Genomic DNA, 14,265 nt, shown 5'->3' on the forward strand with positions numbered 1-14,265 from the left:
CGGACGGTCTATACCAATTCATCCGTAATGCTTGTCATGCGGCGACGCGGTACTGATCCCGCGTGCCTGCGACCATAAGATCGTTTCGGATTTGAATGCGCCTGTTTGGGATGTGCGCAGTCTGCCCAGCCAGCCGCTATGCCGGGATGTCTGCGCGGTCGACGCACGCTCGCCGACTGAATGCCGGTCCAAAGACACGCTGATATTCACCGCCTGCATGGAGCTTGAGCTCGACAGCCTGCATCCGCTGATCTCGCTAATGCCGGACATCATGCCGGTTGCCGCGTTGCAGGAGCGTCAACCCGATATCCGGCACCTGCTCCATACGATGGAGCGCGAGATGGCGGCGGCGCGGGCAGGTTCGGCCGGAATCCTCGCCAGACTGTCGGAGGTCGTCGCCGCCAATATCGTGCGTGAGTGGGTCGAAGCCGGCGATGGCGACGCAGGTGGCTGGATCGCCGCATTGCGCGATCCCCGTCTCGGCAAGGTGCTGGTGGCACTTCATTGCGACCCGGGAAAGGACTGGACCGTCGCGGAGATGGCCAAGCTGATGGGCAGTTCGAGGACCGTGTTCGCCGAGCGCTTTACATCCGCCACCGGTGTCCCCCCGCTTCGCTACCTCGCCCGGCTGCGGATGCATCTCGCCAGCCAGTGGATGAGCCGGGACCGCCTTTCGGTCGACCAAGTGGCCCGTCGTCTTAATTACAACTCGCCAGCTGCCTTCAGCCGCGCGTTTAAGCGCTTTACCGGTCGGCCGCCTAGCCAGGTGCGGCGGTCTTCAGACAGAGAAGAAGCCGCGGAGTAATCACCACCGACAGCCCCTCGAGCGGGTGATCTTTGTCACAAAAATTTAACTTGCGAACAATTAAATTGTGCACTATTTAATTGCTCGTCAACGAAACGCATTCTCCACCTAACCAAGGAGCTCATCATGACCCCGCTTTACACCACCACGGCCACGGCCACTGGCGGCCGCGCCGGCAAGGTCACCTCTGCCGACGGCATCATCGACCTCAACCTCGCCATGCCCAAGGAGTTGGGCGGCCCGGGCAATGCCGCCAACCCCGAAACGCTATTCGCCAGCGGCTATTCGGCCTGTTTCCAAGGCGCCCTCGGCCTCGTCGCCCGCACCCAGAAGGTCGCGCTGCCCGCCAACAACACGGTCAGCGTCACCATCGGCATCGGCAAGGACGAGACCTCCTTCGCACTCAACGCGGTGATCAAGGTCAACCTGCCGGGCATGGACAAGGCGCAGGCGGAGCAGCTTGTCGAGGCCGCCCATCAGGTCTGCCCCTATTCCAAGGCGACCCGCGGCAATATCGACGTGAAGCTCGAAACGGTCGTCTGATCCATTGATCTGCGTATTGCGGTGCCGGGAGGCTGCTTCCGGCACCGCCAATTTCTGGCACACTGCGAATCGCAATGACGGCCGATAAAACTCTCAGTCTCGACCACCAGCTCTGCTTTGCACTCTATGCCGCCTCGAATGCCATGACGCGGCTTTATCGTGACAGGCTGGAACCGCTCGGCCTTACCTATCCGCAATATCTGGTCATGCTGATCCTGTGGGAACAAGACGGCTTGGCGATCAAGACACTGGGTGAGCGCCTGCATCTTGATTCCGGCACGCTCACCCCAATGCTGAAGCGCATGGAGCAGGCCGGCCTTGTCGCCCGCAGCCGCGACCCCGCGGACGAACGCCAGGTCACTATCCGCCTCACCCCCCAGGGCCGCGCCCTGGAAGCCCAGGTTGCCGCCATCCAGCGCGATCTGTCTTGCCTGTTGCCGCTGGAGCCGAAGGACATTGCCCGCCTGCGCGCCGAGCTGCGCGGGCTGGCCGCCGGGCTGATCGCCCGCGATTCCGACTAATCCACAGTCAATCCCCAAGATTTAGCCGAAGCCCTCTTGCCTCAACCACTACATGTTGCGATATTCGCAGCTCGCCGTGATTCAGTATTGAGGGGGTCTCCATGTCGCTTCTGGACGCCAAGCCGGTTTACAAGCCCTTCCAGTATCCGTGGGCTTACGAGGCCTGGATGACCCAGCAGCGCCTGCATTGGCTGCCGGAAGAAGTGCCGCTGGCCGATGACGTGAAGGACTGGCAGAAGAAGCTGACCCCCGGCGAGAAGAATCTGCTTACCCAGATCTTCCGCTTCTTCACCCAGGCCGATGTGGAAGTGAACAACTGCTACATGAAGCATTACGCCCGGGTGTTCAAGCCGACAGAAGTGCAGATGATGCTGGCCGCCTTCTCCAACATGGAGACGGTGCATATCGCCGCCTACTCACATCTGCTCGACACGATCGGCATGCCGGAAGAGGAATACTCGGCCTTCCTGCGCTACAAGCAGATGAAGGACAAATACGACTACATGCAGCAGTTCGGCGTCGAGACGAAGGCCGATATCGCCAAGACGCTGGCCGTGTTTGGCGCCTTCACCGAAGGCCTGCAGCTTTTCGCCTCCTTCGCGATCCTGATGAACTTCCCGCGCTGGAACAAGATGAAGGGCATGGGCCAGATCGTGTCGTGGAGCGTGCGCGACGAGACGCTGCACACCAATTCGATCATCCGCCTGTTCCATACCTTCGTTGAGGAAAATCCGGAAATCTGGACCGAGGAATTTCAGCGCGACCTTTATGTCGCCTGCTCCACCATCGTCGAGCATGAAGATGCCTTCATCGACCTCGCCTTCGAGATCGACGGCGTGCAGGGCCTGACGGCGCAAGAGGTGAAAGACTACATCCGCTGGACGGCCGACCGCCGCCTGCTGCAGCTCAAATTGCAGCCGATGTACCGCATCGAGAAGAACCCGCTGCCGTGGCTGGATGCGATTCTGAACGGCGTCGAGCACACCAACTTCTTCGAGAATCGCGCGACCGAATATTCGAAGGCCTCGACGCAGGGCACCTGGGAAGAGGCCTTCGCGTAAATCTCGGCAACCGGCAGCAGATACCGCCGGTACATCGGCCTCCAGGCTGATCAGACGAGAATGTCGATGAAGCTGCGCTGCTGTTTCAGCCCAGCGGCAAGTGCCGCCATTGATGCTGCTGCCTGGGCCTGACCGCTCTGCAGCGCAACTGCGGCCTGGGCCAAGCCATTGGGATCAAGACTGCCGCCCGCCACTTTCTGCATGGCCGCGTTTTGCATCTGCTGCCCTCGCTGTACGCCCTCAAGAGCGAAACTCACGGCAGCGGTAAAACCGGATATGGAAATCATAGCTGCGAGATTAGTTGCAGGGGGCCGGATGCTCAACCATGTCTTCTGAGACAGAAGGCATCGAGTAGAGTTGCACTGCAGCATTGGGGAAAAAATTGCTCCATGGAGGCTTAGCCGCTGGGCTTGGCCACGTGGCTGTGGGTATAACAGGACCTGCGGCCAGTAGGTCAGCCTGTTCGATTTTCGCCAAAGAAACGATTGTCTTCAAAGAAACAATGACAGCTCTTCCCCGCGATCCCCTGCTTCCGATCCCCATCGACCAGTACCGCGAAGGCAATACCGGCATCCCTTACGCGCATCAGTTCGACTCCGGCAAGCCGGGTCCGCATGTGGCGATCACCGCCTTAATTCACGGCAACGAGGTCTGCGGCGCACATGCGCTGGATCTGCTGCTGCGCGAAGGCTTCCGGCCAGTCATAGGCAAGCTGTCTCTGATCTTCTGCAACGTTGCCGCTTACTTGAGTTTCTCTCCCGATGAGCCAACGGCGTCGCGCTTCATCGATGAAGACATGAATCGCGTCTGGGATCCCGCGACGCTGGACAGCAGCCGCCGATCCATCGAACTGGACCGGGCACGCGAGATCGAGCCGCTGATCTCGGAAGTCGATCTTCTGCTGGACCTGCACTCGATGCAGCAGCCCTCGCCGCCGCTGATGCTGTCCGGTCCGCTGGCCAAGGGACGCGAACTAGCAGCCAAAGTCGGTGTGCCCGCCACTGTCGTCGCCGACCAGGGCCACAAAGCCGGCAGACGCATGCGCGACTATGGCGGCTTCGGAGACCCGGCCAGCGACAAGAATGCGCTTCTGGTCGAATGCGGACAGCATTGGGAACAATCGAGCCGTGCGGTCGCTATTGAGACGATGTTCCGCTTTCTGCATGCCGTAGGCCAAGCCGATGCCGGCCTGCTGGCGCGCCATGGCTTCACGCAGGCGCCGCCGTCGCAGGATTTCGTCGAGGTCACCGAAGCGGTAACCATCGAGACAGACTCCTTCCAGTTCACCCAGCCCTTCACCGGGCTTGAGCGCATCGCTGCGAAGGATACGGTGATCGCGCATGACGGCAGCAAGCCGATCAAGACGCCCTACGACAATTGCGTACTGATCATGCCAACCAAAAGGCTGAAACCCGGCCAGACTGCCGTGCGTCTCGGACGCTACATCGCCCGCTGATGCAGAGCGGGATCATACGCGGTCTGATCCAATCGCTTCCCGCGCTGGCCATCGGCGCGGCGGGCGGCGTGCTGTTCCTGCTCATCCGCATGCCGCTGGCCTGGATGCTGGGCAGCATGGTCTTTGTTGCCGCGGCAGCTTTGTTGGGTGCCTCGCGACGGATACCTTTGAAGGTAGAGCCCCGTCTGCGTGCGCTGATGATCACCATATTGGGGGTCATGCTTGGCAGCGCCTTCAAACCCGAGATGATCGACCGCGCGCGGGAATGGATCGGCCTGATCATCCTGATGCTGGTCTACATTCCGGTGGTGACCGGGCTTTGCTACGCGTTGTTCCGTCGCGTTGTCCGCTTCGATCCGGTGACTGCCTATTTCGCGGCAACGCCGGGCGGCCTGCAGGAAATGACCCTGGTGGGTGAGCATTACGGCGGCGATGGGCGCAGCATCATCCTCACCCATGCGATCCGCATCTTTGTCGTGGTGATGACCATCCCTGTCTATTTCCGTTTTGTCGAAGGACTGAACGTGCCCTCGATGACACCAGGCGTTCATCTGGCCGACATGCTGCCGATGGATGCACTGCTGCTGGCAGCCTGCGCCCTGGCTGGCTGGTTTGGCGCGAAGCTGCTGAAGGTGCCAGCGGCGCAGCTTGTCGGGCCGATGGTGGTATCGGGCGTCGTGCATCTGCTCGGCTGGTCGACGGCGCAGCCGCCGCCGGAACTGGTTGCGGCTGCACAGCTGGCGATGGGTACGGCGCTGGGCTGCCGCTTCGTCGGCACGCCAGCGAAAGCCATCGGCCGGATCGCCAAGCATGCCGTTACCGCAGCCTTGATCATGATCGGGGTGGCGGTCGGCCTGACCATCGCCTTCGCCGACAAGGTTGGCGTGCCGCGCGAAGCGCTGATCCTGGTCCTGTCGCCAGGCGGCCTGGCGGAGATGAGCCTTGTAGCCCTGGCGCTGGGCGTCGAGGTTGCCATTGTGTCGTCGATGCATGTCTTCCGCATCGCCGTCGTCGTCATTCTGGCGCCGGTGGCCTTCCGTCTAAGTGGCCTGAAGCGAAAAGCCTAGCCGCAATCATCACTCCGCCGCTTCGCGCAGGGTGCGCCGGAAGGTGCCCGGCCCGACGCCGAACTGCGCCTTGAAGCGGCGGGTGAAAGACGGCAACGAGGCATAGCCGCAACGCTCGGCAATATCCTCGATGCTCAACTGGCTCTCGGAGAGCAGCCCACGCGCTTTGATCAGCCGCCAGCGCGTCAAATATTCGATCGGCGGCACGCCCACGATCTCGGCGAACCGGTCGGCAAACCGCGCCCGGGACATGCCGGCAGCTTCGGCAAGCTCGCCCACCCGCCAGGCCTTCTCGGGCATGCGGTGCAGCATATAGAGCGCTCGTGACAGATGAGGATCGGCCAGCGCTGCGATGAAACCGTATCCCTCCCGTACCAGCGACAGGCGCCGGGTAGCCTGGATCACCACGATTTCAATCAGGCGGCCAAGGATCGCGGTAGTGCCTTGAGCGGCGAGACCGGCTTCCAATGCCAGCAGCTTGAGTGATGCCGTTACCCAAGGTTCCGCGCCCAGTTCGGCAATGCGGAGGTGGATCGCGGGCGGCAGATCGGCCAGTGCCGGATGCTCGATCCCTTCGTCGAACTGGCAGAAGCCGCATAGCAGGACCGCCCGTGCAACGCCGGTTCCGCCTCTTAAGACTCCGTCCCGCAACGCGCCCGCCTTGATGGCCTTCTCCAGAGAAATTGCCGGTGTATCTGGCTCAGCGGAAAGGATCTGACTGGCGCCGTTCGGGATCAAAACGATGTCGCCTTCCGACAACAGGCTGGCGGCCCGCCCTTCCATGCGCAGATAGCATTGCCCCTGAAGCACCAGATGGAAGCGGATGCGTCGCCGCTCCTCAGGCACGCAGATGGCGGCCCCAGCTCGCAGTTCAGCGGAGAAATAGAGTTGGCTTCGAATCCGCAGAGCGGAGAAAACCTCTGAAAGAATATCCAGGTTATCCATAACCCTCTTAAACTGAGACGATCTGATAAAAACTATAGACGGTCTGACAGTGTCTACCAAGAGAAGTTCCGCCACTCTGCTCCGGAAAAACGGAGACAGAAGAGATGAGCGTGGATATGGCCATTGCCTTGGCTGGATTTGCCTTCGTGATGTCGATATCGCCCGGGCCGGGCAACTTCCTGCTCCTGGCATCGGGCGCCAATTTCGGCTTCCTGCGGTCACTGCCTCTCCTGCTGGGCATCAGCGGCGGTTTCCTTGCCATGGTGTTCGCTGTGGGAATTGGCCTCGGCCGGGTATTCGAACAGTTCTCGCAGATCTACGACGTCATGCGCATCATCAGCGCGCTCTATGTCCTATGGATGGCGATCGGCATCGCACGCAGCAAAAGCATCGATTCCAAAGGCCGCGACAAAGTGAACATGCCGATCGGTTTCTTTCAGGCGGCAATGCTGCAACTGGTCAACCCGAAAGCCTGGGCGGTATCGCTGATTGTTACCATCTCCTACACAGTACCGGACCAACTTTTGACCAGCCTGATCCTACTGATCGCCATCTTTGCCGTGGTGAATATTCCCGCCTTGAGCATCTGGGTGCTGTCTGGCGCAGCATTGCGCCAGACGCTGGCTCAAGGCAGGCGCATCGTCGTGTTCAATATCGTGATGGCGATGCTGTTGATCGCCTCGATGGTGCCGGTGCTGCTGCGCTAGTAGGGTTTTCGCGCGAGGATGAACAAACGCCGGAAAGGAAACAGCGTTCGGCCATCAGCCTCCTTCGGATAAGCGGCCGTAACGCGGCGGCGATAATCAGCTTCGAAATCGCCACGTTCAGCCTCGTCCAGCCGATCCAGGAACTGCTTCAGCCAGGTGCCCTTGGTGTATTCCGCCACCGGATTGTCACCTGACAACACCTGCAGATACTCGGTTTCCCATATATCGAGACTGGCAACATGCCCCTGCAGCAAGCGCCAGTAAAATTGCGGCTCATGCACCGGATTGCACCTCAGATGCGGCTCCAGCCGCGCACGCCAAGGCCCCTGTTCGATGGTCTCGACAATGCTGGTATGGGATGGTGCGTTGAAATTGCGCGGCATCTGGACAGCGAGCCAACCTCCCGGCGCGAGCGCATCCAGCAAACCGGGCAGCAACGTGTCATGGCCGTCCAGCCAATGCAGGGCGGCATTGGAATACAGCACGTCGACTGGCTGGTCGGGACGCCAGACGGAAATGTCGGCCTCAATGAATTCCGCCTCGGTGTAATCCTGCCGCGCCTTAGCCAGCATGGCTGCGGAGGAATCGACACCAATGAGTTTGGCGCCCCGCCAGCGCTGTAAAATCAGCGGCGTCAGATTGCCAGCGCCGCATCCCAGATCGACGACCCTTCTCGGTGCCACCACCGGAATCCGGGCCAGCAGATCAACGGCCGGCCGTAGACGCTCGCCGGCAAATTTCAGGTATTGCGTCGGGTCCCAAGTCATGGAGACTAGGCTAACCGAGGAAATGCCAACGACAAGGCCATACTTATGAATTCTTCTCAAGCGATCTCTGCATATGCTCAACCGCTGGAGCTGACCGGCATGCGCGTACTGCCCGAACATATCGATGCCAACGGGCATATGAATGTCGGCTTTTACAACGTCATCTTCGATCAGGCGCTGGACAAATTCTTCGCACCCTTTGATCTCGACTGGTCTTATGTGAAGCGCACAAATCTATCGACCTTCGTGCTGGAAACCCATGTCTGCTATCTGCAGGAAGTCGTGGAAGGCGACGAGCTGCGCTTTACGTTCCAGCTGCTTGGTCATGATGCCAAGCGTATTCACTATTTCATGAACATGTACCACGCCGAAAAGGGCTATCTGGCAGCCACCTCGGAGCAGATCCTGGTGCATGTTGATTTGAATACGCGCAAATCCTGCCCCTTCCTGCCCGAGCATCAGAAGCTGTTCGAAACGATATATGCAGGTCACAGCAAGCTGCCGCGCCCGCCGCAGGCCGGGCGCAGCATCAGCATGGTAAAGAAAAGCTGATTACAGCTTGATCTCGACCTCGACAAAGGCCATCGGCTTGGTGCCGACATTGATGACGTCGTGGGCAACGCCTTTCGGGCGCGAGTAACTGCCGCCCGCCTGCATCTCGACGATGGTTTCTTTGCCGTCCTTGTCGATCAGCTTCATCGTAGCGTCGGTGAGATAGGTCACCGTGTAGGGATATTCGTGGACATGGAACCCGGTCGAGGCGCCGGGCGCAAAATCCCAACGGGTGATGCGCACCCGCTCATCGTCAGCCTGCTGGGTCGGTACTGCCTGGATCGTCATTGCGTTTCGTCTCCGCTTGCCGGCGTTTTGACAATGGTGGCCGCAACGGGCGGCCCTGCGCAATGGATTTCAGCATGCCGCGGAAGGTGCGCACCTCCTGACTGGCGAGCGGCACGCGCTGCAGCACGTTGCGCAGGTTGCGCAAAATCGCAGTGCGCTTGGGCTCGACGTTATGGAAGAAGCCAGACTGGTCCAGCTCATCCCGCAGATGCTCGAAAAGCCCCTGCAACTCCTCCTGTGAGGCAAAGCCTCCGCGCACAGTGTCCATGCGGCTGGGCGGCGTATCGTCGGCCGCCTGGAACCATTCATAGCCGATCAGAAGTACGGCCTGGGCCAGATTGAGCGACGAGAAGCCGGGGTTGAGCGGTACGTTGATCGCCGCATGGGCAAGCGCGACGTCTTCGTTATCAAGGCCTGTGCGTTCACGGCCGAACAGGATTCCGACGCGATAGCCTTCCGCCTCCTCAGCACGGATACGGCGCGCCACCTCGCGCGGCGTGACGACTTCCTTCATCAAGTCGCGATGCCGGGCAGTGGTGGCATAGACGCGATGCAGATCCGCCACGGCCTCTGCCGTGCTGGAGAATACGCTGACGGCATCCAGCACCGGGTCGGCCTTGCTGGCCAGCACATAGGCCGCCGGATTCGGCCAACCATCGCGCGGATTGACCAGGCGCAGTTCGGTGATGCCGCAATTCAGCATGGCGCGCGCGGCGGCACCGATATTCTCACCCAGTTGCGGCTCGACCAGTACGATCACCGGGCCGCGGCGCAGTGGCCCTGGCGGCGCGAGCTTGCCAAGCTTCGGTCGCGGTGTAACGGCCATGCCTAGATCAGCCGCGCGCAGCGGGAGCACCGTCGCGCAGCAGCTTCCACTGGATGGAGTCCATCAGCGCCACGAAGGCAGCATCCACGATATTGGGCGAAACGCCCACCGTGAACCAGCGATTCCCCTGCCCGTCAGCAGATTCGATCATCACGCGAGTAGTCGCCTCGGTGCCGCCATTGAGGATGCGCACCTTGAAGTCAGCTAGACGCAGGTCATCGAGATATTTCTGATAGCGGCCGAGATCCTTACGCAATGCGCGATCCAACGCGTTCACAGGACCGTTGCCTTCAGCGACCGAGAACAACGTATCGCCATCCACTTCCACCTTCACCGTGGCTTCGGATACGGTAACCAGCTGACCGCGGGCGTTGAACCGGCGCTCGACCATCACCCGGAAACTGCGGACTTTGAAATATTCCGGCAACTGCCCCAACGTGCGGCGGGCTAATATCTCGAAGCTTGCCTCGGCGCCATCGTAGGAATAGCCCTCGGCCTCGCGCTGTTTCACATCTTCCAGCAGCAGATTAAGGCGGCTATCATTCGGATCGTATTCGATGCCGGCCTCGTTGAGACGCACCAGAAGATTGGAGCGGCCCGCCTGATCGGAGATCAGAATGCGCCGCTGGTTACCGACCGTCTCAGGCGGGATATGTTCGTAGGTGCGCGGATCCTTCATCACCGCCGAAACATGCAGCCCGCCCTTATGGGCAAAGGCCGAGGCGCCGACATAGGCGGCATGGCGGTTCGGCGCACGGTTGAGCAATTCGTCCAGCACCCGGGATGTCGCCGTCAGATGCGTCAGATCCTGATCGCTAAGACCGATATCGATATTTTCGGCGAACCAGGGCTTGAGCATCAGCGACGGGATCAGCGCGATCAGATTGGCATTGCCGCAGCGCTCGCCCAAGCCGTTCAACGTGCCCTGGACCTGCCGCACACCGGCCTTCACCGCGGCGAGGCTGTTGGCTACCGCATTCTCGGTGTCGTTATGGGTATGGACGCCGAGATAATTACCGCTACCCAGCTTGGAGACCACTTCGCCTACGATGCGTTCGATCTCATGGGGCATGGTGCCGCCATTGGTGTCGCACAGCACGGCCCAGCGCGCGCCCGCATCCAAGGCAGCCTTGATGCATTCAAAGGCATACTGCGGATTGGCCTTGTAGCCATCGAAGAAATGCTCAGCGTCAAACATTGCTTCGCCGAATTTCTCTTTGGCAGCGGCGATGCTGTCGGTAATCAAGTCGATATTCTCGGCCTTGCCGATGCCTAGCGCCACTTCGACCTGGAAATCCCAGCTCTTGCCGACCAGGCAGGCAGCATCGGCCTTGGCATCGAAAATGGCGGCAAGTCCCGGATCGTTCGCCACCGAACGGCCCGGCCGACGCGTCATGCCGAAGGCAACGAACTTGGCGCGCTTCAGCGGCGGCTTGGCAGAGAAAAACTCCGTGTCGGTAGGATTGGCGCCCGGCCAGCCGCCTTCAACATAGGCAACACCGAGCTTGTCCAGCGCCTTGGCAATAATGCGCTTATCCTCGACCGAAAAATCCACGCCTTGCGTCTGCGCACCGTCGCGCAGCGTCGTGTCGAAGAGATAAACGCGATCCTTAGCCATTGCCTTATCCAGTCGTTACTCGCCCCGCAGGCGCACCAAGGCACGCTCTCGCCCGATCAGGGGCAGCAGGGGTGCCATTTCGGGCCCCTTGTCGCGTCCGGTCAAGGCCAAACGCAGCGGATGGAACAGCGCCCTGCCCTTCACGCCGGCCTTGGCCGAAACGGCCTGGGTCCAGCCCTTCCAGGTGCCGGTATCCCAAGGCTCCGGCGGAAGCGTCTCGATGGCGGCCTGCACCACCGCCTGATCCTCGATCGCCGGCGTGATCCGCCCCTGCACGACAGACCACCAATCGGCGGCCTCCGCCAGTTTGGAGATATTGCCACGGATGGCGAGCCAGAAGGCTTCCGTCGCGCCCTCCGGCAGACGGTCGCGGACGGCGGCGAAGTCCGTCATATGCAAAATCTTCGCATTCAGAAGATCGAGTTCATGCGGATCGAGGCGTGCCGGTGCGCGGCTGAATCGCCCCAGATCGAAACCGGTAACCAGATCCTCCGGCCGCAGATGCGGCTCCACCGGATCGGCCGAGCCGAGCCGGGCCAGCAGGCTGTTCAGCGCCATCGGCTCATATCCCTGCTCGCGCAGATCCTTCAGGCTGAGCGAACCAATACGCTTGGAAAGCCCCGCCCCTTCGGCATCCAGTAGCCAGGAGAAATGCCCGAAGACCGGCACGGCATATCCCAGAGCCTGGAAAAGCTGGATCTGCGCGGCTGTATTGGTGACGTGGTCTTCGCCGCGGATGATATGAGTGATGCCGAGATCGCCGTCATCGACGACGGACGACAAGGTATAGAGCGGATAGCCATCGGAACGGATCAGCACCGGATCGCTCAACGACGCCATGTCGATCTCAACCCGGCCATGAATCAGGTCGTCCCACGCAACGACGCCCGGATCCAGCTTGAAGCGCCAATGCGGCTTGCGACCTTCGGCTTCCAGTCTTTTGCGATCCTCATCCGTCAACTTCAGCGCGGCGCGATCATAGACTGGTGGCTTGCGCTGACTGAGCTGCACCTTGCGGCGAAGCTCCAGTTCCTCTGCCGTCTCGTAGCAGGGATAAAGCCGGCCACTGGCCTTCAGCTTCTCGGTCGCGGCTCTGTAAAGAGCGAAGCGGTCAGACTGGCGCGCGAAGCGATCCCAGGTCAACCCAAGCCAGCGCAGATCGGCCTCAATGCCTTCGGCAAATTCCTGCGTCGACCGTTCGGTGTCGGTGTCGTCGAGGCGCAACAGGAAGCTGCCGCCATTCTTGCGGGCGAACAGCCAGTTGAGCAAAGCGGCGCGTGCATTGCCGACATGCAGCCAGCCTGTGGGGCTCGGCGCGAAACGGACGGCTATGGTCATTTCGGTAAATCTCGGAAGGCGTTGGTAATCGGATAGCGCCGGTCGCGGCCGAAACCGCGCGGTGTTATCTTCACGCCGGGCGGCGCCTGGCGGCGCTTATACTCGGCGATGTACAGCAGATGCTGTACGCGACGGACGACATCCTCCGGCTGTCCTGCCGCGACGATCTCGCGCACCGGCATTTCCTTCTCCACCAGCATCTCGAGTATGGCATCGAGCTGCTCGTACGGCGGCAGGCTGTCCTGGTCGGTCTGGTTCTCGCGTAGTTCCGCGCTGGGCGCACGCTCAATGATGCTGGGCGGGATTACGATCCCCGCAGGGCCAAGGCTCTCCAGCGGCCGGTTGACATTGCGCCAATGCGACAATTCATAGACCGTCATTTTGTAGACGTCTTTCAGGACGGAGTAGCCGCCACACATGTCGCCATAAAGCGTGGCGTAGCCGACCGACATCTCGGACTTGTTGCCGGTAGTCAACACCATATGGCCAAACTTGTTGCTGAGCGCCATCAGGATGACACCCCGGATGCGCGACTGCAGATTCTCTTCCGTGATGTCCGGCTTGGTGCCTTTGAAGGCTTCGCTCAGCATGCCATCGAAAGCCTGATAGGCCGGCTCAATCGGGATCGTCTCATATGGAACGCCCAATGCATTCGCGCAGGCGGCGGCATCGTCGAGGCTGCGTTGTGAGGTGTATTTCGACGGCAGCATGACGCAGCGCACCCGCTGCGGCCCCAGAGCATCGACTGCAACAGCAGCGGAAAGCGCAGAGTCGATACCGCCGGACAGTCCCAGCACCACGCCGGGAAACTTATTGCGGTTCACATAATCACGCAGACCAACCACCATGGCCTGATAGATGCTGGCCAAACGATCTAAAGGTTCTGCGATTTTGCCCTTCTCGCAGATCCAGCCATCGTTGCCGCGATACCATTCGGTGAATGCGATATCCTCAATGAAATCGGGCTGCCGCGCTGCCAGACTGTGGTCGGCGTTAATAGCAAAGCCACCGCCGTCGAAAACCAGCTCATCCTGGCCACCGATACGGTTCACATAGAGAAGCGGTAGGCCGGTCTCGACCACGCGCGCCACCCCAAGCGGCAGGCGCTGATCCCACTTGTTGACCTCGAAGGGCGAGCCGTTCGTCACCAGCAGAATCTCGGCGCCGGTTTCGGCCAGACATTCCGCAACATCCGGCTGCCACATATCCTCACAGATCATTACGCCGAGACGCACCCCGCGGAATGGCAGCGGACCGGGCAGCGGGCCCGGCGTGAAGACGCGCTTTTCGTCGAAGACGCCGTAATTCGGCAATTCGTGCTTGTGGCGCACGCCGACGACCTGTCCGCCATCCAGCAGCACGACCGAATTGTAGAGTTTGCCATTCTCCCGCCAGGGCGTACCCACCAGCATGGCGGGGCCGCTATCGGCCGTCTGAGCCGCCAGTTCGCGGATAGCGGCTTCGCAGGCCTCCTGCACTGAGGGCCGCAGCACCAGGTCCTCCGGCGGATAGCCGACGATCGCCAGTTCCGGATAAATCACCAGATCCGCCCGCGCCTCGGCGGCCCGGGCACGCGCCTGTTCGATCAGACGGCGATTGCCAAGGATGTCGCCCATGGCCGCGTTGATCTGGGCCGAGGCTATTCTGAGACGGTCTGGAGCAGCGGACATGGTGCAGCCACGTGGGAGGGTATGACTTAACCTTACGGCAGGCTTATCTCAATAGCCGCCCCAGTTTACAGTCCCCGGCGGCGCGTTAGATAGCCCCGCAG

Annotated in this window: 16 protein-coding genes; 8 read left to right on the forward strand and 8 right to left on the reverse strand. The window is 61.0% G+C overall.

Translation table 11 applies throughout. The features are described from left to right. The first annotated feature begins 31 nt into the window (after positions 1 to 31). The 4 genes from Q0603_RS14375 to Q0603_RS14390 all read left to right on the forward strand — a co-directional run bounded on the left by Q0603_RS14375 (position 32) and on the right by Q0603_RS14390 (position 2,930). Positions 32 to 805, forward strand: coding sequence for an AraC family transcriptional regulator (locus tag Q0603_RS14375; protein WP_298726857.1), 774 nt, complete (start codon positions 32 to 34; stop codon positions 803 to 805). Between the two features lie 126 nt (positions 806 to 931). Continuing rightward, a complete protein-coding gene (locus Q0603_RS14380) occupies positions 932 to 1,348 on the forward strand; it encodes an organic hydroperoxide resistance protein (protein ID WP_298726859.1) in 417 nt (138 codons plus the stop codon). 74 nt (positions 1,349 to 1,422) lie between these two features. Continuing rightward, positions 1,423 to 1,869 (forward strand): MarR family transcriptional regulator, encoded by a 447-nt coding sequence (locus tag Q0603_RS14385; protein ID WP_298726861.1) that lies wholly within the window; start codon positions 1,423 to 1,425, stop codon positions 1,867 to 1,869. A gap of 101 nt (positions 1,870 to 1,970) precedes the next feature. Beyond that, entirely contained in the window at positions 1,971 to 2,930 is a 960-nt protein-coding gene (locus tag Q0603_RS14390; RefSeq protein ID WP_298726863.1) for a ribonucleotide-diphosphate reductase subunit beta, read from the forward strand. A gap of 50 nt (positions 2,931 to 2,980) precedes the next feature. On the opposite strand, the gene Q0603_RS14395 is transcribed toward Q0603_RS14390, so the two are convergent. After that, positions 2,981 to 3,253 (reverse strand): hypothetical protein, encoded by a 273-nt coding sequence (locus Q0603_RS14395; protein ID WP_298726865.1) that lies wholly within the window; start codon positions 3,251 to 3,253, stop codon positions 2,981 to 2,983. Between the two features lie 179 nt (positions 3,254 to 3,432). Between Q0603_RS14395 and Q0603_RS14400 the strand changes: the two genes are divergently transcribed. Together Q0603_RS14400 and Q0603_RS14405 are read left to right on the forward strand one after the other, a co-directional pair. Next, complete coding sequence (locus tag Q0603_RS14400; protein WP_298726867.1) at positions 3,433 to 4,386, forward strand: M14 family metallopeptidase; 954 nt, start codon at positions 3,433 to 3,435, stop codon at positions 4,384 to 4,386. After that, complete coding sequence (locus Q0603_RS14405) at positions 4,386 to 5,453, forward strand: AbrB family transcriptional regulator (protein WP_298726869.1); 1,068 nt, start codon at positions 4,386 to 4,388, stop codon at positions 5,451 to 5,453. Before Q0603_RS14400 ends, Q0603_RS14405 begins: the two co-directional genes overlap by 1 nt. Positions 5,454 to 5,462: 9 nt before the next feature. On the opposite strand, the gene Q0603_RS14410 is transcribed toward Q0603_RS14405, so the two are convergent. Further along, positions 5,463 to 6,473, reverse strand: coding sequence for an AraC family transcriptional regulator (locus Q0603_RS14410; RefSeq protein ID WP_298726870.1), 1,011 nt, complete (start codon positions 6,471 to 6,473; stop codon positions 5,463 to 5,465). A 29-nt stretch (positions 6,474 to 6,502) separates the two neighbouring features. Here Q0603_RS14410 and Q0603_RS14415 point away from each other — a divergent pair, with 29 nt between their 5' ends. Beyond that, a complete protein-coding gene (locus Q0603_RS14415) occupies positions 6,503 to 7,105 on the forward strand; it encodes a LysE family translocator (RefSeq protein ID WP_298726872.1) in 603 nt (200 codons plus the stop codon). On the opposite strand, the gene Q0603_RS14420 is transcribed toward Q0603_RS14415, so the two are convergent. After that, a complete protein-coding gene (locus Q0603_RS14420; RefSeq protein ID WP_298726874.1) occupies positions 7,102 to 7,872 on the reverse strand; it encodes a methyltransferase domain-containing protein in 771 nt (256 codons plus the stop codon). The genes Q0603_RS14415 and Q0603_RS14420 overlap by 4 nt on opposite strands. A 45-nt stretch (positions 7,873 to 7,917) precedes the next feature. On the opposite strand from Q0603_RS14420, the gene Q0603_RS14425 reads away from it, so the two are divergent. Beyond that, positions 7,918 to 8,424, forward strand: a complete 507-nt coding sequence (locus tag Q0603_RS14425) for a thioesterase family protein (protein WP_298726876.1) — start codon at positions 7,918 to 7,920, stop codon at positions 8,422 to 8,424. On the opposite strand, the gene Q0603_RS14430 is transcribed toward Q0603_RS14425, so the two are convergent. From Q0603_RS14430 to Q0603_RS14450, 5 genes are read right to left on the reverse strand one after another with little or no spacing between them, the layout of a single operon-like run. Continuing rightward, the gene (locus Q0603_RS14430; RefSeq protein WP_298726877.1) at positions 8,425 to 8,712 is read right to left on the reverse strand and encodes a cupin domain-containing protein; all 288 of its coding nucleotides are present in this window, start codon (positions 8,710 to 8,712) and stop codon (positions 8,425 to 8,427) included. After that, positions 8,678 to 9,538, reverse strand: a complete 861-nt coding sequence (locus tag Q0603_RS14435; protein ID WP_298726879.1) for an RNA methyltransferase — start codon at positions 9,536 to 9,538, stop codon at positions 8,678 to 8,680. Before Q0603_RS14435 ends, Q0603_RS14430 begins: the two co-directional genes overlap by 35 nt. 7 nt (positions 9,539 to 9,545) lie before the next feature. Next, positions 9,546 to 11,156, reverse strand: coding sequence for a citramalate synthase (gene cimA / locus Q0603_RS14440; protein ID WP_298726881.1), 1,611 nt, complete (start codon positions 11,154 to 11,156; stop codon positions 9,546 to 9,548). 15 nt (positions 11,157 to 11,171) lie between these two features. Then, on the reverse strand, positions 11,172 to 12,494 hold the full coding sequence (gltX, locus tag Q0603_RS14445) for a glutamate--tRNA ligase (protein WP_298726882.1): 1,323 nt from the start codon (positions 12,492 to 12,494) through the stop codon (positions 11,172 to 11,174). Further along, the gene (locus tag Q0603_RS14450) at positions 12,491 to 14,164 is read right to left on the reverse strand and encodes an NAD+ synthase (RefSeq protein ID WP_298726883.1); all 1,674 of its coding nucleotides are present in this window, start codon (positions 14,162 to 14,164) and stop codon (positions 12,491 to 12,493) included. Before Q0603_RS14450 ends, gltX begins: the two co-directional genes overlap by 4 nt. Between the last annotated feature and the right edge of the window lie 101 nt (positions 14,165 to 14,265).

The organism is uncultured Ferrovibrio sp., assembly GCF_937960835.1.
Taxonomy (GTDB): domain Bacteria; phylum Pseudomonadota; class Alphaproteobacteria; order Ferrovibrionales; family Ferrovibrionaceae; genus Ferrovibrio.

Bases quoted from the DNA above. Each gene is read 5' to 3' on its own strand.
- Q0603_RS14405 (WP_298726869.1), top strand. From the start codon at position 4,386: ATGCAGAGCGGGATCATACGCGGTCTGATCCAATCGCTTCCCGCGCTG.
- Q0603_RS14400 (WP_298726867.1), top strand. From the start codon at position 3,433: ATGACAGCTCTTCCCCGCGATCCCCTGCTTCCGATCCCCATCGACCAG.
- Q0603_RS14430 (WP_298726877.1), bottom strand. From the start codon at position 8,712: ATGACGATCCAGGCAGTACCGACCCAGCAGGCTGACGATGAGCGGGTG.
- Q0603_RS14450 (WP_298726883.1), bottom strand. From the start codon at position 14,164: ATGTCCGCTGCTCCAGACCGTCTCAGAATAGCCTCGGCCCAGATCAAC.
- Q0603_RS14390 (WP_298726863.1), top strand. From the start codon at position 1,971: ATGTCGCTTCTGGACGCCAAGCCGGTTTACAAGCCCTTCCAGTATCCG.
- Q0603_RS14435 (WP_298726879.1), bottom strand. From the start codon at position 9,538: ATGGCCGTTACACCGCGACCGAAGCTTGGCAAGCTCGCGCCGCCAGGG.
- Q0603_RS14385 (WP_298726861.1), top strand. From the start codon at position 1,423: ATGACGGCCGATAAAACTCTCAGTCTCGACCACCAGCTCTGCTTTGCA.
- gltX (WP_298726882.1), bottom strand. From the start codon at position 12,494: ATGACCATAGCCGTCCGTTTCGCGCCGAGCCCCACAGGCTGGCTGCAT.
- cimA (WP_298726881.1), bottom strand. From the start codon at position 11,156: ATGGCTAAGGATCGCGTTTATCTCTTCGACACGACGCTGCGCGACGGT.
- Q0603_RS14420 (WP_298726874.1), bottom strand. From the start codon at position 7,872: ATGACTTGGGACCCGACGCAATACCTGAAATTTGCCGGCGAGCGTCTA.
- Q0603_RS14380 (WP_298726859.1), top strand. From the start codon at position 932: ATGACCCCGCTTTACACCACCACGGCCACGGCCACTGGCGGCCGCGCC.
- Q0603_RS14415 (WP_298726872.1), top strand. From the start codon at position 6,503: ATGAGCGTGGATATGGCCATTGCCTTGGCTGGATTTGCCTTCGTGATG.
- Q0603_RS14425 (WP_298726876.1), top strand. From the start codon at position 7,918: ATGAATTCTTCTCAAGCGATCTCTGCATATGCTCAACCGCTGGAGCTG.